The following is a 16,126-nucleotide window of genomic DNA, read 5'->3' as shown; positions in this document are numbered from 1 at the left end:
GAATATACTGTATACAGTACACAGGGATGACCGGCGGTCCAGCAAAAGCTGTGATCGGGTCGATGGTTGGGGGGGAGGTGGACATGAAGTACGCGGGATGGGCCTTGTTCGCCCTGTGCTGCCTTGCCCCCGTGGCGGCGGCCCAGTCGCCCTCCAAGGATTGGGAAACCGGCGATCCGGCATCGGAGGGCCTTGATCCGGCGCGGTTGGCGGCCATGACGGCCGCCATCACGCGGGGTGATTTCCAGAAGATCACCAGTGTCGTCATCACCCGCGACGGGCGGCTGGTCTATGAGCAGTATTTCGATGAGGGGGGGCGTGATGCGTTGCGCAACACACGCTCCGTCACAAAGACGCTCACGGGCATGCTGACCGGTCTGGCGATCGGCGACGGCGCCCTGGCGGGGGTGAAAACACCCATCACCCCGTTCTTCCCGGAGATGCAGCCCCTGCAGAACCCCGACCCGCGCAAGGACAAGATCACGGTGGAGGATTTCCTCACCATGAGTTCCCTGCTCGAATGCGATGACAGCAACTCCTATTCCCGGGGCAACGAGGAAAGGATGTACCTGATCGAGGATTGGGTGCGGTTCACGCTGGAATTGCCCATCAAAGGTTTCCCGAACTGGAGCACGCCGCCCCATTTGTCGCCCCATGGCCGAAGCTGGAGCTACTGCACGGCCGGCACGGTGACCTTGGGGGCCGTCATCCAGCGCGCGACCGGACGGAATATCCAGGACATGGCGCAGCAACGCCTGTTTGGCCCCATGGGCATCGGACCTGTGGAATGGCAGGTAACCCCCACGGGCATCGCCATGACGGGGGGCGGCCTGGGCCTGCGCAGCCGCGATCTGGCCAAGCTGGGCCAGCTTTATCTGGATGGCGGGGTCTGGCAGGGCAAACGCCTGATCCCGGCGGACTGGGTCCGTGCCTCCACCAGTGCCCAGGCCCAGGTCGATGAACAGACGGACTATGGCTATCTCTGGTGGATCAAGCGGTTGAAGACGGCGACGGGCGAGGAACTGGCCTGGCTGATGAGCGGGACGGGCGGCAACAAGGTCGCGGTCTTTCCCCGGCTTCGGATGGTCGTGACCGTCACCACCACCAATTACCGCGTCAGGGACGCCCACGGTTTGACTGAACGTATTCTGACCGACCATGTGCTGGCGGCGGTGGGGCAATAGGCTGGGGCAAAAGGGCGGGGCGAAGCCATGAAGGCGGCAAATCGGGAGCCCCCGGTGCCGGTCATGCGTCCCGCTTGGCCGCCCCTGCCGCTATGTCCCACCTGCTTCCCCCCGGCATCAGTTGACAGCGCACCCCCCGTCGGGGACAAGCTAGCACCCGTCGACCGTAACCCCGAGACGCTGTTGAAGATGCACCCTGTCCGGACCTATCGCCGCCTGCTGCTGTCCACGGCGCTGGCTTTCGGCTTGTCGGGTGTCGCCCTGGCGGCGGATGTGCAGGTGCCGCAGGGCACGGATGCCACCCAGCATGGTGCCGGCCCCGCCAAGCCCACGGAAAACGGCCAGCCCGTGCTGCTGTCGGCCGACAGTGTGGATTACGACCAGGACCTGGGCATCATCACCGCGCGCGGCAAGGTGGAGTTGAGCCAGGGCGGGCGGCTGCTGCTGGCCGACACGGTCAGTTTTTCGGAAAAGACCAATGTCGTCACCGCGTCCGGCAATGTCTCCATCCTGGAGCCGACGGGCGAGGTGATGTTTGCGAATTATACGGAACTGACCGACGACCTTCAGAAGGGCTTTGTCGATCAGGTCCGCATCCTGCTGTCCGACAATTCCAAATTCGCGGCCCTGCAGGGGGAGCGGCGCGAGGGCCGCTATACCCGCATGGAAAATGCCGTCTATTCCCCGTGCGAACTGTGCGCCACCGACCCGACGCGCCCGCCGATCTGGCAGATCCGGGCGGCCCGCATCACCCATGACCAGCAGGCGCACGACGTCTATTACCGCGATGCGACGCTGGAAGTGGCGGGCGTGCCCGTCATGTGGCTGCCCTTCTTCGGCCATCCCGACCCGACTGTCGAACGGCGCAGCGGTTTCCTGACACCGGGCGGCGGCATCAGTTCCGATCTGGGCACCTATGCCCGCATCTATTATTTCTTCGATATCGACGAGTCGAAGGATTTCACGCTGGAAGTGACGCCCAGCACCGAGGATGGCCTGCTGCTGGGCGGGGAATATCGCCAGCGTTTCGCCACCGGTTCCATCACCCTGTCGGGCAGCGCCACCTATGCCGACCGCGCGCGGGAAACGGCGGCCGGCATCGTGGAGAAGAAGGATTTCCGGGGCCATATCTTCGGCACGGGCCGGTTCGATATCGATGAGAAGTGGCGCTGGGGTTTCGACCTGAAGCGCGTGACCGATAACACCCATCTGCTGCGGTACGACTATAGCCGGGAGGATATCCTGGCCAGCCGCGGCTTTGTGGAACGGTTCGACGGGCGCGATTACCTGGCCCTCAATGTCTATGATTTCCAGGATCTGCGCCCCGGCAACCCGGAGGAGGAACCCGTCGTCCTGCCCATGGTGACCTATAGCGCGCTGGGCGAGCCCGGCGGTCTGCTGGGCGGGCGCTGGTCGGCCGATGCTGGTTTCCTGTCGCTGCTGCGGTCCAGCGGCAATGACACGCGCCGTGTGTCGTCGGCCGCCGGCTGGCGCCGCGACGACATCACCAGTTTCGGCCTCGTTTCCGTGCTGAAGGCGGAGGCGCGGGCCGATGGCTACTGGGTGTCCAACCTGCGCCGACCCGATGGCAGCGTGGAACAGGATGACAAGGTCCGCTTGCGTGGCTTCCCGCATGCGGACTGGACCGTGTCCTACCCGCTGGCGCGTCAGGATGCGACGGTGCAGACCCTGATTGAACCCATGGTCATGCTGTCGGCGGCCCCCAATATCGACAATTCCGGCTATATCCCCAACGAGGACAGCCAGGATATCGAATTCGACTATACGAACCTGTTCCGCGCCTCGCGCTATCCCGGCATCGACCGGCTGGAAGGCGGGCAACGCCTGACCTATGGCGTGAAGACCGGCTTCTACGGGTTCGGTGGCGGTTCCTCCACCCTGTTCCTGGGCCAGAGCCAGCGTCTGCAGGGCGATGCTGATTTCCCCGGCGGATCTGGCCTGCGCCGCCGCACCTCGGACGTGGTGGGCAAGCTGGAACTGACGCCCAGCCCCTGGATGGACATTTCCTATTCCTTCCGGCTGGACAGCCAGACGGGGGCGCAGCGCCTGCACGACGTTTATGGCGTGTTCGGGCCGTCGCAGTTCCGGGTGTCGGGTTCCTATGTCTATCTGGATAAGCTGACCCAGGATGGCGGGCTGGCCACGCGCAACCGCGAGGAACTGACGGTCGGCATCAATTCCGCCCTGACCGACCGCTGGTCGGTGGGGGTCAATCACCGGCGCGATCTGGCGCCCGGCGGCGGCCCTGTCCTGTCATCGGCCACCATCACCTATCAGGAGGATTGCCTGACCTTCCAACTGGTGGCCGAACGCGACAATACGCGGCGTACCGGCATCGACCGTGGCGACCGGCTGTTCTTCCGCGTGGCCTTCAAGAATCTGGGCGAATTCATGAGCCCGTCGCTGTCCGGCGCCGTCTTTGGCCCGCAGGACCGCTGATGAACGATCCGGGTATCAGTGAGCAGGACCTGTTCCGCTGGCTGGACTTCCTGGAAAACTACGCCCGCGACTGGGACCGCGCGTTCGAGAACCGTCCCGGCTATTTCACGCAGGAATATTGGTACCTGTTTGTCAGCTGTACCGTGGGCCATTGGCGCGGGGCGCCGCTGACGGTCAGCGCCGCCTGCCAGACCATGAAAAGCGGTTCCAACCGCACGCGCGAGGACCGGATCAAGCGCGCCGTCGATGACGGTTATCTGGAAAAGCGCAAGGCCGACCTGGATGGCCGCAACGCCTTTGTCGTGCCCACGCCCAAGCTGGAACAGGTTATCCGGGGCCATTTCCAGCGCACCTTGCAGATGGCGCGGCAGGCGATCGGATAGGGCTTAAACAACGATATATTTGATGTATTATTCATCACACCACATACCAGACGCGTAAATTCGCCGATTGTCCGTCACCCATGCCCACTTCACTCTTTGCCGCAACAGCAATCCGGGGCAGGATCGGCCAACGACCGCCCGATGAGTGACATGGACCCGATTGTGACAGGACAGGACGCGCCCGACGTTTTCATGGTGCGGCTGGCGGGCATCGCCAAGACCTTCCATGGCAAGGATGGCCGGACCGTGGCCGCCCTGGCCGGCATCGACCTTGATATTCCGCGCGGTGGCATCACCGCCATCGTCGGCCCCAGCGGGGCCGGGAAAAGCAGCCTGCTGCGCGCCGTGAACCTGCTGGAACGGCCCGATGCCGGCACCGTCATTGTGGGTGGCCGCGACCTGACCAGCCTGGATGAAGAGGCGCTGCGCCGCGCCCGGCAATCCATCGGCATGATTTTCCAGCATTTCAACCTGCTGGCCAACCGCACGGTTGCGGGCAATGTTGCCCTGTCGCTGGAACTGGCGGGCTGGCCGACGGCAAAGATCGGGCCGCGCGTGGCCGAACTGCTGGATCTTGTCGGCCTGACCGACAAGGCATCGCAATATCCCGCCGCCCTGTCCGGCGGGCAGAAGCAGCGAGTGGGCATCGCCCGCGCGCTGGCCCCCAATCCGCAGCTTCTGCTGTGTGACGAGGCGACATCGGCGCTGGACCCCGAAACCACGCGCCAGATCCTGGCCCTGATCCGCCGCATCAATCGTGATCTGGGCCTGACCGTCCTGCTGATCACCCATGAGATGGCCGTGGTGCGGGAAGTGGCCGATCAGGTGGTGGTGCTGGAGGCCGGGCGTATCATCGAACAGGGGCCGGTGGCGCAGGTCTTCGCCCATCCCGCCCATGCCACCACCCGCCGTTTCCTGCTGGGCGAAACGGGGACGGAACTGCCGCCGCATCTGGCCGATCGCCTGTCGCCCGCGCCGCTGGCCGGGGGTGCCACCCTGATCCGGCTGCATGCGGTGGGCGATCTGGCCGCCTCCCCCCTGCTGTCCGACCTGGGGGCCGCCGGTATCGGTGCCCGTCTGGTTGCGGGCCGGGTGCAGCCGCTGGGCGACCAGCCCTTCGCCGGCCTGGTGGCCGCCCTGACGGGGGAAGGGGCCGCCATCGACGCCGCCATCCAACAATTGCGCGCCCGTGGCGCGGAGATCGAGGTTCTGGGCCATGTCGCCACAGATGCTGTCGCTGCTGGCTGACGCCACGGTTCAGACCCTGTTGATGGTCGCGGTGGCGGGGGGGCTTGCCACCCTGGCCGGTGTGCCGCTGGGCCTGTTCCTGGCCCTGTCGGGGTCGGGCGACCTGTTGCCGAAACCGGCGCTGCAGCGCACGGTCGGCCTGATCGTGAACGCCACCCGGTCCACGCCCTTCATTATCCTGGTGGTGGCCATCGTGCCGCTGACAAGGCTGCTGACCGGCACCTCCATCGGTACCGCCGCCGCGACGGTTCCCCTGACGCTGGCCGCCATCCCCTTCATCGCACGTGTCGTGGAAGGGGCCGTGCGCGAGGTGGATCACGGCCTGTTGGACGCGGCCCGCGCCATGGGCGCAAAGCCCGGACAGGTGGTGACCAAGATCCTGCTGCCGGAGGCCCGCGCCGGCATCGTCCGCGGCCTGACGCTGGCCGCCGTCAATCTGGTGGGTTATTCCGCCATGGTCGGTGCCGTCGGTGGCGGCGGCCTAGGTGATCTGGGCATCCGCTATGGCTATCAGCGCTTCATGCCGGAAATGATGCTGGCGGTCGTGCTGGTCCTGATCGTCGTCGTGCAGGCCCTGCAATCGGGCGGCGAGGCGCTGGCCCGCCGCCTGGACAAACGTAATCCCGGAAGCTGAAGGTCGATCCCCATGCGCATTCCCGCCCTCCTGGCCCTTGCCGCCGCTGTCCTGGCCCCGGTCCTTCCCGTTCAGGCCGAAAAGGTCCGGATCGGTGTGACCCCCGGACCCCATGCCCAGATCATGGAGGTGGTGAAGAAGGAAGCCGCCGGCCAGGGTCTGGAGCTGGATGTGCTGGAATTCAGCGACTATGTCGTGCCCAACGCCGCCCTGGACAGCGGTGACCTGGATGCCAACAGCTTCCAGCACCAGCCCTATCTGGACAATCAGATCACCGACCGGGGGTTCAAGCTGGTGGCGGTGGGCAAGACCGTGACCTTCCCGCTGGGCATCTTCGCATCCAAGGCCAAGTCGCTGGACGCCCTGCCCAAGGGGGCCAAGATCGCCATTCCCAACGACCCCACCAATGGCGGCCGCGCCCTGCTGCTGCTGGCGCGTGAGGGGCTGATCGGCGTCGATCCCAAGGCGGGGCTGAAGGCCACCGTGCTGGACATCACCCAGAACCCGAAGAACCTGAAGATCGTGGAACTGGACGCGGCCCAGTTGCCGCGCAGCCTGGGTGACGTGGATGCCGCCGCCATCAACGGCAATTACGCGCTGGAGGCGGGATTGGACCCGATCAAGGACGCCATCGCACGGGAACCGGCCAACGGCCCCTACGCCAATGTCATCGCCGTCCGTATTGCCGACAAGGACAAGCCGTGGGTGAAGAAGCTGGTCGGCATCTATAACTCGGCCCCCGTGAAGACCTATATCGAGACGGCGTTCAAGGGGGCGGTGGTTCCGGCCTGGTAACGGCTGGTCGGTTCCTTCACCATCAGGCCGCTCTGGCGCCCGCCCGATCCCCATGCCGGATGGGGATTGGCACCGTCAATAATGCACATGGTTGCGCAACGACCGTGATCACCGGGGCTGGGCCGCCGGTGACGGGGCAGGCTGCGCCTGCTGTCCCCCGCCGGAAACCCGTGCCGATACGATGGAAAATATCTTCTAAATTTTTGGAATATGGAATATCGTGCCTTCCAACGGGGCGGGATGAACCGTCCGGTCAGGGAGGAGAGCGCCATGGTGCGCGCGTTGCTGGGCTTTTTCGCCACCGGGCCTGACCGGCCGGTGACGGCGGGGGCGGCGGAGATCGATGCAGCCTATCGCCGTCATCGCCTGCGCGTGATGCTGGCCATCACGCTGGGCTATGGCCTGATCTATACCTGCCGGCTGGCGCTGGGCGTGGTGAAGAAGCCGCTGATCGATGCGGACGTGTTTTCGCCGGCGGAACTGGGCCATATCGGCTCTGCCCTGTTCTACACCTATGCCATCGGCAAGCTGACCAACGGGTTTCTGGCCGACCATGCCAATATCCGCCGCGCGCTGGCCGTCACCTTCCTGCTGACGGCGCTGTGCAACCTGACCATGGGGTTTGTCACCAGTGTCTGGGTGGCGGTACTGGTCTGGGGCCTGAATGGCTGGTTCCAGAGTTTCGGCGCGCCGGGCGGGGTGGTGGCCATGACGGCCTGGTTCTCCAACCGGGAGCGGGGCCGCGCCTATGGCGTCTGGTCCACGGCCCATTCCATCGGTGAAGGCCTGACCTTCCTGGTGGTGGGATCGCTGGTCGGCTGGCTGGGCTGGCAGGCCGGGTTCTTCGGGCCGGGGCTGATCGGCATCGCCACCGCCGCCTTTGTCTGGTTCCTGTTGCAGGACCGGCCGCAGACAATGGGCCTGCCGCCCGTCAATGACTGGAAGGGCGATCATTACGGGGAAAAGCCCAAGGCCGATCCGCGTTCCGTCCTGGCCCAGCAGTTGCACATCCTGAAACTGCCCGCCATCTGGGTCCTGTGTCTGGCATCGGCCACCACCTATGTCACCCGCTATGCCATCAATTCCTGGGGCGTGCTGTATTTGCAGGAGGTGCGGGGCTATTCGCTGGCCATGGCGGGCACGCTGTTGATGGTCAGCACCGTGGCCGGCATTGTCGGCGCCATCAGCTTTGGCCTGTTGTCGGACAAGCTGTTCCAGTCGCGCCGCCCGCCGGCCAACCTGCTGTTCGGTGTGCTGGAACTGATCGGCATGCTGCTGATCTTTTTCGGGCCGAACAGCGTGCCGCTGCTACTGCTGGGCATGGTGTTGTTCGGGGCCGGCATGACGGGGCTTGTCACCTCCCTGGGCGGCCTGTTCGCGGTCGATATCGCACCCAAGCGGGTGGCGGGGGCGGCGATGGGGGTCATCGGCATCTTCAGCTATGTGGGGGCGGCCCTGCAGGAACATGTTTCCGGCATGCTGATCGACCGTGGCATGACCATGGTCGACGGGGTCCGGCATTACAATTTCGGCCCGGTGATCTGGTTCTGGATCGCCGCGTCGGTGGTTTCCATGGTTTTGGCGGCGACCCTGTGGCGCACGCGATTGAGGGACTGATCCATCATGAATTCCCCATCTCCCGAACTGTCGGCGATGATCGATGCGGCCCAGGCCGCCGGTCACGGGCTTCTGCGCCGCTTCTCGCAACTGTCCGATCTGGTCATCCGCGCCAAAAGCGGACCGGCGGACCTTGTCTCCGTCGCGGATGAGGAGGCGGAGCAGACCGCCCGCACCATCCTGTCGCGTTTCCGGCCCGATTACGCCTTTCTGGGCGAAGAAGGCGGGCAGGTCAGTGGCCGCGATGCCAGCCATAGCTGGATCGTCGATCCGCTGGATGGCACCACGAACTTCCTGTTCTCCTGCCCGCTCTGGGGGGTCAATGTCGCCCTGGCGCGCGATGGCGAGGTGGTGGCCGGCGTCACTTATATCCCCGTGATGGAGGAAATGTTCGTGGCCGAGAAGGGGCGGGGGGCCTGGCTGAACGGCCGGCGCATCCATGTCTCCTCCCGCGCCACGCTGGGCGATGCGGTGCTGTCCTGCGGCATGCCGTTCGCGGGCAAGCCCGACCATCCCGTCTTTGCCCGCGAAATGGCCCTGTTGTCGGCCGATGTGGCGGGGCTGCGCCGCACGGGGGCCTGTGCGGTCGACATGGCCTATGTCGCCTGTGGCCGCTGGGACGCCTATTGGGAACGGGCGCTGAATGCCTGGGACATGGCGCCGGGCCTGATCCTGGCATCGGAGGCGGGCGGCACCGTCAGCAATGTCCGGGGTGACAGGCTGGATCTTCACGGCCAGAATGTCTGCATCAGCAATGGCCGCATCCATGCGGCCCTGGTGGACCGGTTGAACCAAGCCTTGAACGGGCCCCCGAACGAAGGATGAGCAGCATGCGTTTCCATGGCAGCCGGCGTCAGTTCCTGGCCGGCACGACGGCACTGGCCGGTGCGTCCCTGTGGCCGGCGGCCGGGCTGGCGGCGGTGCTGGGCTATCCGCGGGCCTTGCAGGGACCCATGGTGGGTGCACCCGGTTCCGGCCATATCAGCGTCTGGGTGCGGGCCAGCGGTGCCTTCAATGTGACGCTGGAAATCGCCGCCGAGCGCACCTTCGCCAAGGTGATCAGCAGCCAGACGGCAGCGGCGCGGGCAGAGGATGATTGCTGCGTCACCCTGCAGGCCGAGGGGTTGAAGCCGGCCACCACCTACTGGTACCGGCTGAAATTCGACGGTCAACTGGATCGTGAGCAGCCTTTCCCCTATCGCACGCGCACGGCACCGGCGGGCAAGGCGGATTTCCGCATCGCCTTCGGGTCCTGCTGCCGTATCCAGTTCGATGCCGAACAGCCCATCTGGTCAGTGGTGCAGGCGCTGGAGCCGGACATGTTCTTCTGGCTGGGCGACAATATCTATGGCGACAGCGACGAGCCGGCGGCCCTGGCCGAACTGTACGGTCGCGAACGGCTGGTCCGCCGCCTGGAACCGCTGTTGCGCAGCACGCCGCAACTGGCCATATGGGATGATCATGATTTCGGCTATAACGGGTCGGACGGGACCAGCCCCTACAAGGACGGGTCGCTGGCGGTTTTCCGGAACTACTGGCCCAACCCCGCCTATGGGGAGGCGGGCAACAAGGGCATCTATTTCAAGCAATCCTATGGCGGGGTGGATTTCTTCTTCCTGGATGGCCGCTATCACCGCGATCCGACGGAGAACCGTGACGATGCCAGCAAGACCATGCTGGGGCCCGCACAGAAAGCCTGGCTGAAGGCGGCGCTGCTGGAGAGCAAGGCCGTGTTCAAGGTGCTGGTTTCCGGCACCGGATGGTCGACGGCGGAGAATGAGAAGGGCGGCGACAGTTGGGGCGTGTTCATGACGGAGCGCAACGAGATCTTCGATTTCGTGCGTGACCGGAATATCGGCGGTGTCGTCTGCATCTCCGGCGACAGCCATATGGGTGAACTGAACTGTATCCCCCGGTCGGCCCATGGTGGATACGATATCTATGATCTCTGTTCCTCGCCCCTGGCCCAGATGCCGGCCACCAAGAACCTGCGCCAGATGCCGGAGGTGCGTATCCGCGACACCTGGACGCGCAGCGTCAATGTCGGCGTTCTGGATTTCCAGATGGTTGACAAGCCCAGCCTGACCATGACCCTGCATGATGTGTCGGGCGCGCGGGTGTGGGAACCGCTGGTCCTGACCCCGGCCGACCTGACCAATGGCAAGCGCACCTGGGATGTGAAGGCCGATCCGGGCGAATTGAAGCGTCTGGAACGGTTCCGCAAGGGTGGCGGCTATTACGGCACCGACATGCCGGAAGGCTGGCCGGAGAAGCCGTTTTATCAATAAGGGTCGGGGCGGCGCGTCAGGCGCCGCCCCTTCCACCAAGGGCAATCGCCTTGAAATCCGCTGCCTTCAGGCTGGCCCCGCCCACCAGCACCCCGTCCACGCCGGGCAGGTGCAAGATGGTGGCGGCATTGGCCGGCGTCACCGAGCCGCCATAGAGCAGGCGGACAGCATCCCCACCCGGTAGCAGGGCCGATAGTTCCGCCTTGATCAGCGCATGCATGGCGGCGATGGTGTCGGCATCGGCCGTGCGGCCGGTCCCGATGGCCCAGACGGGTTCATAGGCGATGATCAGCCTGTCGGCGGCAATGCCGGGCGGCAGGCTGTCACGCAATTGCCCGGTCACGATGCTGCCGGCCTGTCCCACCTCCCGCTCCGCCAGGGTTTCCCCGATGCAGATCAGGGGGCGCAGGCCGGCCGACAGGGCCGCCGCCGCCTTGGCTGCGATCAGGGCGCTGTCCTCCCCCCGTGCGCGTCGTTCGGAATGGCCCAGGATAACATGACCGGCCCCCGCATCGGCCAGCATGGCGGCGGAAAGATCGCCCGTATGGGCGCCGGCCGGCCGGTGATGGCAATCCTGCGCACCCACCAGCAACGGCCCGCCCGCCGCCATGGCGGCGATGTCGGCCAGCAGGGTGGCGGGCGGACAGATCAGCATCTCCAACCCTGGCCGGGCCGTTGCCAGCCAATCCGCCAGATCGCGCGCCAGGGCCAGCCCGTCGGCACGCAACCCGTTCATTTTCCAATTCCCCGCGATAAATGGAACGTTCATTCCATCACCTCCGCGCGGCCTTGGGCCGTTTCGGGGCCATTGGCAGGATCCGTGCCATGCCGGCGCGACCGGGGGATAGCCCCGCCTGACGCAGGATTTCGGCCAGATGGTGAGCGGCATCCTTGTCGCGCGGCGGGTGCAGTATTGTCACTTTCTGCATACGGATCATGGGGTTGCGTACCCTGGCCATGGGGCGGCTCCGGCAATGTCGGGGGGAGGTGGCGGCGCCCTTGGCGTCCGTGGAACGCAAATTCCAACGGCCTGGAAAAAAATACAAGGAAAATTCCATTTCTGTTGACGAATGGAATTTTCGTTCATAAGATCACATCAACAATCGAAACCGGTGGCGATTCCCCAACGGGTCGGCCATCACAATAACAAATCAGGGAGACAATGATGCCCAGGCACGGAAGGGCTGGTCGCGGCAGACGACAGCACAAATCCACACGGTTGAATGCATGTTCCCCCGGCCCTGGCGGCGGATAACGCGACCTGCGGATCTGTGCTTTGCATGGATTTCCCGCAATTGCTTGCAACGAAGAATTCACGGGGCTGACGTGGCGCGGTCGCGGATGACCGCCAGAAGCAGGGTCAGGATGCCTTGCCGCCTTTCAGCATCCCCGTTTGAAGATCAGCCTTTCTGGAGATGACAATGACGCCGTCGACAAAAACTGGCGCCCTGCTGACCAACCGTCTGGTGGGTTGTGTCAGCCTGCTGGCCCTGACCGCCGCTATCTCGCAGGCCGCCGCCCAGTCGCCGCCGCCGGCGGTCGACATGCTGGAGGAAATCCAGGTCACGGGCATGCGTCTGGCCGAAAAGAAAGCGCTGGAGCTGAAGCAGAATTCGACCAGCATCATGGACGCCGTGGTGGCCGATGATGTCGGCAAGCTGCCCGATCAGAATGTGGCTGAAGCCATCAAGCGCCTGCCCGGCCTGTCGGTGGCCAACGATCAGGGCGAAGGCCGTTATGTCATCATCCGTGGTGTCAGCCCCGATCTGGCCAATGTCACCCTGAACGGCCAGACGGCGGCGGCACCGGAGCCGGCAGGGCGGTCGGTGAAGCTGGACGATATTCCGTCGGCCATGATCGGGTCGGTGGAAGTGGTGAAAAGCCTGACGCCCGACCGCGACGCCAACGCCATCGCCGGCCAGGTCAATATCAATACGGTCAGTGCCTTTGACCGCAACAAATTCTTCGCCACGGCGCGGGGCAGCATCGGCCAGTACCAGTTGAACAAGAAGAACCCGTTCGGCGGCGATATGACCGTCGGCGATATTTTCGGCGATGAGCGGCAGTTCGGTCTGGTCCTTTCCGCCAATTATGACGAACGGCCCATCCGGTCGGAGAATGTGCAGGGCTCCACCAACTGGCGCACCGTCGGCGGCTATGCCGTGCCCGATGATTTCCGGCCGCGCGAATATAACCTGACCCGCAAGCGCATCGGCGGGGTGGCCAATTTCGACTGGAACGTCAACGACACGACCAAGCTGTATCTGCGCAGTTCCTATGCTGAATATTCCGACAGCGAGGTTCGTGACCAGTTCCGTGTGGAAATCCCGTCCACCATCACGGCACAGACGGCCACCACCGGCAGTTTCCGGGCGCGCGGCACCCGTTTCGTCCGTGTGCGCGAGGAGGATGACAATACCGTCACCGCCAATGCCGGCGGCAAGTTCGAGATCGGCGACGGCACGCTGGAGGTGGACGCCACCTATACCCGCGCCGTGAAGGAAGACCCGCTGCGCAGTGAATGGCAGTTCCGCACCGGCTCCAACGCCTTCACCGCCACCTATGACACGACCGGCAATATCTATCAGGTGACGCCGGCGGCCGAAGCCTATAACGCCGCGCTTTACGGCGCGCGCTCCGTCTCCTACGACCATCGTAAGGCGGAGGAGAACCTTTACCAGTACCGGGCCGATTACAAGCTGCCCGTGGAACTGGGCGACGAGGCCTTCATCAAGGTGGGTGCCAAGTACCTGTCGCGGCACAAGTCGAACAACCGCGATTACGAAAGCTATGACGCCAGCGGCTTCACCCTGGCATCCGTGACGGGGGAGGCGACGGGACGCGCCGTGTTCGGCGGCCGTTTCCCCATCGATCCGCGCGTGGATTATGATGCGGCGGAAGCCTATGTCGCGTCCCACGCGGGTTCGCTGGCCTATAGCCGGTCGGGCTCCATCTCCAACACGCTGGCCAATGATTACAAGGTGACGGAGGATGTGACGGCGGCCTATGCCATGACATCCATCACCTTCGACCGGCTGACCCTGATCCCCGGCGTGCGCATGGAGCATACGAAGGGTGACTTTGCGGCCAAGATCATCAATGCCGCCTCCACCCCCGACCAGGATTTCAATTCCTTTGGCAAGGGCAGCTATACGGACTGGTTCCCCGGCATCAATGCCCGGTTCGATGTGAATGAGCGTTTTGTTCTGCGCGGGGCGGTGACCACGGCCATCGGCCGGCCCAACTATGCCGATCTGCCGCCCTTCATCTCCGTCGATACGGGGGCAGCCACGGTCAATAAGGGCAACCCCGATCTGACCCCGCTGAAGGCCGTGAATTTCGATCTGTCGGCCGAATATTACCTGGCCAGCCAGGGCGTGCTGTCGGTGGCCCTGTTCCAGAAGGATATCGACAACCCGATCTATAGCCAGGCCATTACGGTGACCAATGGCACCTTCGGGGGCATCACCCTGCCGACCGCCCTGGTCACCACGCCGTTGAACGCCAAGTCGGCGACCGTGAAGGGTGTGGAGGCCAATGTCAGCATCCAGGGCACGTTCCTGCCAACGCCGTTTGACGGGTTGGGTGTGCAGGGTAACCTGACCCTGACGGACAGCAAGTCCAAGGGCGTGCTGGGCCGCACTGACACGCTGCCCATGTTCAGCCAGTCCAAGCGGGTTGCCTCTGCCCAGCTCTATTATGAGAAGGATGGCCTGTCGGCCCGCGTCGCCTATTCCTACCGGTCGCCCTTCCTGGATACGGTGGGGGCCAACAAGGCGACCGACATCTATACCGACAGCAACGGATCGATGGACGCCCGCGTCGGCTTCAACTTCACCAAGCAACTGGAAGTCTATCTGGAAGGGGCGAACCTGACCGATGCCAAGTTCCGCCGTTATATCGGCGAGAAGCACCAGATGGCGGAGGCCGAGCGCTATGGCCGGTCGTTCAAGCTGGGCGCGCAGTACAAGTACTGATCCGGCCCTGGCGACCCTGGCGGCGGAAGGCCGCCGGGGTTTCCTTCCCAGATAAAGGGGAAATCATATGATGCGCAAGATGCTGCGCCCGCTTCTGGCTGCCACCGCCCTGTGCCTGCCGCTGACGGCGGGGGCCGTGGAGCTTCCGGCACAACCGGCGGGCCTGACCCTGGAAAAGGTGGCGATGTTCACCCGCCACGGCATCCGCCCGCCCACCAAGGAACCGGCGGCGGGGCTGGCCGAACAGCCCTGGCCCGCCTGGTCCGTGCCCTATGGCAACCTGACCGACCGGGGCGCACAGGGCGTGGTGCTGCTGGGCCGGTTCGACCGGCAGTTCTTTGCCGCGCGCGGCCTGTTCCCGGCCGAAGGCTGCCCGACGGAGGCGCAGTACAAGGTGGAGGCCAGCGCCAAGGAACGCGCCATCCGCACCGCCAAAAGCATGGTGGAGGGCTTCGCGCCCACCTGCACGGTCGCGGTGACCCACCCGACGGGGGCCGATGAGGACAGTGTCTTCCATCCGCTGACCGTACCGGCCAACCGCCTGGACCCCGCCAAGGCCATGGCGGCATCGTCCGCCAAACTGCCATCGGGCGGGCTGAAGCAGGATATGGCGGCGTTCGAGACGGAATTTGCCCTGTTGCAGAAGGCGCTGGGCCGCCAGAGCGATGAATGGTGCGCCAAGAAGAAGCTGCCGGCCGGGTGCAAGATCACCGACCTGCACACCGCCCTGGAAGCGGATGAGGAGGAGGGGCGGCCCGATGTCGGCGGAGCCTTCGGCCAGGGATCGACCATCAGCCAGACCTTCCTGCTGGAATATCTGGAAGGCAAGCCGATGGAGCAGGTGGCCTGGGGACGGGCCAGCCGCGCCGATATCGAACGGATGCTGAATTTCCATCCGCAGAAATTCAAGTATGAGAACCGGCCATCCTATATCGCCGACCGGGCGGCAGCCCCCATCATGCGCCGGCTGCTGTCCTATTTGCAGGATGGTCAGGTAAAGCTGGCGCTGATGGCCGGGCATGACACCAACATCGCCGATCTGGCCGGCATGCTGGACCTGCACTGGCGCATCGACAGCTATCCCGCCGACGACACGCCGCCGGGCGGCGCCATCGGGATCGAGATGCTGCACGACCAGAAGGGCCAGCGCTTCATCCGCGCCTTCTATCGCGCCCAGACCATGGACCAGTTGCGCAACCTGGAACCGCTGGACCTGAAGGCCAACCCGGCCGTGGTTACCTATATGGCCCTGCCGCTCTGCGCCAAGGGGCCTGACAAGACCACCTGCCGGGCCGAGGATTTCTTCAGTGCCGTCGATGCCAAGCTGAAGGCCGCTTCCCAACCCTGACGGTTGCTCCCTCTCCTGCTTCAACACCGTCAGCCTTGCCGCCCCGGAGCGATCCGGGGCGGTTTTGTTTTTGGGCGGTGTGGCGGATGGAATCGCTGTCCCTGTTTGGGATGCTGTTTTCACCCTCACCCTCACCCTCACCCTCCCACCCGCTGGCGCGGGCGGGCCCCTCCCTCTCCCGCAAGCGGGCGA

At 64.8% G+C, this 16,126-nt stretch carries 13 protein-coding genes; 11 read left to right on the top strand and 2 right to left on the bottom strand.

The annotated features are described in order from the left end of the window. Positions 1–83 precede the first annotated feature (83 nt). The 9 genes from KBA48_RS03690 (at position 84) to KBA48_RS03650 (ending at position 10,609) form a co-directional block, all read left to right on the top strand. The gene (locus KBA48_RS03690; RefSeq protein ID WP_292903642.1) at positions 84–1,184 is read left to right on the top strand and encodes a serine hydrolase; all 1,101 of its coding nucleotides are present in this window, start codon (positions 84–86) and stop codon (positions 1,182–1,184) included. 189 nt (positions 1,185–1,373) lie between these two features. Next, positions 1,374–3,644, top strand: a complete 2,271-nt coding sequence (locus tag KBA48_RS03685) for an LPS assembly protein LptD (protein WP_292903643.1) — start codon at positions 1,374–1,376, stop codon at positions 3,642–3,644. Next, positions 3,644–4,027, top strand: a complete 384-nt coding sequence (locus KBA48_RS03680) for a MarR family winged helix-turn-helix transcriptional regulator (protein ID WP_292903641.1) — start codon at positions 3,644–3,646, stop codon at positions 4,025–4,027. Before KBA48_RS03685 ends, KBA48_RS03680 begins: the two co-directional genes overlap by 1 nt. Positions 4,028–4,168: 141 nt before the next feature. Continuing rightward, positions 4,169–5,275 (top strand): methionine ABC transporter ATP-binding protein, encoded by a 1,107-nt coding sequence (locus KBA48_RS03675; protein WP_292903640.1) that lies wholly within the window; start codon positions 4,169–4,171, stop codon positions 5,273–5,275. Further along, on the top strand, positions 5,244–5,909 hold the full coding sequence (locus KBA48_RS03670; RefSeq protein ID WP_292903639.1) for a methionine ABC transporter permease: 666 nt from the start codon (positions 5,244–5,246) through the stop codon (positions 5,907–5,909). Before KBA48_RS03675 ends, KBA48_RS03670 begins: the two co-directional genes overlap by 32 nt. A gap of 12 nt (positions 5,910–5,921) precedes the next feature. Then, positions 5,922–6,704, top strand: a complete 783-nt coding sequence (locus tag KBA48_RS03665; protein WP_292903638.1) for a MetQ/NlpA family ABC transporter substrate-binding protein — start codon at positions 5,922–5,924, stop codon at positions 6,702–6,704. A gap of 270 nt (positions 6,705–6,974) precedes the next feature. Next, positions 6,975–8,321 carry an MFS transporter gene (locus KBA48_RS03660; RefSeq protein WP_292903637.1) on the top strand — a complete coding sequence of 449 codons (1,347 nt, stop codon included), beginning with the start codon at positions 6,975–6,977 and terminating at the stop codon, positions 8,319–8,321. A 6-nt stretch (positions 8,322–8,327) separates the two neighbouring features. Continuing rightward, the gene (locus KBA48_RS03655; protein ID WP_292903636.1) at positions 8,328–9,146 is read left to right on the top strand and encodes an inositol monophosphatase family protein; all 819 of its coding nucleotides are present in this window, start codon (positions 8,328–8,330) and stop codon (positions 9,144–9,146) included. Between the two features lie 5 nt (positions 9,147–9,151). Beyond that, entirely contained in the window at positions 9,152–10,609 is a 1,458-nt protein-coding gene (locus tag KBA48_RS03650; protein ID WP_292903635.1) for an alkaline phosphatase D family protein, read from the top strand. Between the two features lie 16 nt (positions 10,610–10,625). On the opposite strand, the gene tpiA is transcribed toward KBA48_RS03650, so the two are convergent. After that, positions 10,626–11,378 (bottom strand): triose-phosphate isomerase, encoded by a 753-nt coding sequence (tpiA, locus tag KBA48_RS03645; protein ID WP_292903634.1) that lies wholly within the window; start codon positions 11,376–11,378, stop codon positions 10,626–10,628. A gap of 4 nt (positions 11,379–11,382) precedes the next feature. Then, the gene (locus KBA48_RS03640; RefSeq protein WP_292903633.1) at positions 11,383–11,568 is read right to left on the bottom strand and encodes a hypothetical protein; all 186 of its coding nucleotides are present in this window, start codon (positions 11,566–11,568) and stop codon (positions 11,383–11,385) included. 462 nt (positions 11,569–12,030) lie between these two features. Between KBA48_RS03640 and KBA48_RS03635 the strand changes: the two genes are divergently transcribed. Together KBA48_RS03635 and KBA48_RS03630 are read left to right on the top strand one after the other, a co-directional pair. Then, positions 12,031–14,586, top strand: coding sequence for a TonB-dependent receptor (locus KBA48_RS03635; RefSeq protein WP_292903632.1), 2,556 nt, complete (start codon positions 12,031–12,033; stop codon positions 14,584–14,586). A 67-nt stretch (positions 14,587–14,653) separates the two neighbouring features. Beyond that, positions 14,654–15,934, top strand: coding sequence for a histidine-type phosphatase (locus KBA48_RS03630; RefSeq protein WP_292903631.1), 1,281 nt, complete (start codon positions 14,654–14,656; stop codon positions 15,932–15,934). Positions 15,935–16,126: the final 192 nt, after the last annotated feature.

Origin of the sequence: Niveispirillum sp., from assembly GCF_017996735.1 — a bacterium.
Lineage (GTDB): Bacteria > Pseudomonadota > Alphaproteobacteria > Azospirillales > Azospirillaceae > Niveispirillum.
This window is presented reverse-complemented; position numbering and strand designations above follow the sequence as displayed.

Bases quoted from the DNA above. Each gene is read 5' to 3' on its own strand.
- KBA48_RS03660 (WP_292903637.1), top strand. From the start codon at position 6,975: ATGGTGCGCGCGTTGCTGGGCTTTTTCGCCACCGGGCCTGACCGGCCG.
- KBA48_RS03655 (WP_292903636.1), top strand. From the start codon at position 8,328: ATGAATTCCCCATCTCCCGAACTGTCGGCGATGATCGATGCGGCCCAG.
- KBA48_RS03635 (WP_292903632.1), top strand. From the start codon at position 12,031: ATGACGCCGTCGACAAAAACTGGCGCCCTGCTGACCAACCGTCTGGTG.
- KBA48_RS03640 (WP_292903633.1), bottom strand. From the start codon at position 11,568: ATGGCCAGGGTACGCAACCCCATGATCCGTATGCAGAAAGTGACAATA.
- KBA48_RS03650 (WP_292903635.1), top strand. From the start codon at position 9,152: ATGCGTTTCCATGGCAGCCGGCGTCAGTTCCTGGCCGGCACGACGGCA.
- KBA48_RS03670 (WP_292903639.1), top strand. From the start codon at position 5,244: ATGTCGCCACAGATGCTGTCGCTGCTGGCTGACGCCACGGTTCAGACC.
- KBA48_RS03685 (WP_292903643.1), top strand. From the start codon at position 1,374: ATGCACCCTGTCCGGACCTATCGCCGCCTGCTGCTGTCCACGGCGCTG.
- KBA48_RS03665 (WP_292903638.1), top strand. From the start codon at position 5,922: ATGCGCATTCCCGCCCTCCTGGCCCTTGCCGCCGCTGTCCTGGCCCCG.
- tpiA (WP_292903634.1), bottom strand. From the start codon at position 11,378: ATGAACGTTCCATTTATCGCGGGGAATTGGAAAATGAACGGGTTGCGT.
- KBA48_RS03630 (WP_292903631.1), top strand. From the start codon at position 14,654: ATGATGCGCAAGATGCTGCGCCCGCTTCTGGCTGCCACCGCCCTGTGC.
- KBA48_RS03675 (WP_292903640.1), top strand. From the start codon at position 4,169: ATGAGTGACATGGACCCGATTGTGACAGGACAGGACGCGCCCGACGTT.
- KBA48_RS03690 (WP_292903642.1), top strand. From the start codon at position 84: ATGAAGTACGCGGGATGGGCCTTGTTCGCCCTGTGCTGCCTTGCCCCC.
- KBA48_RS03680 (WP_292903641.1), top strand. From the start codon at position 3,644: ATGAACGATCCGGGTATCAGTGAGCAGGACCTGTTCCGCTGGCTGGAC.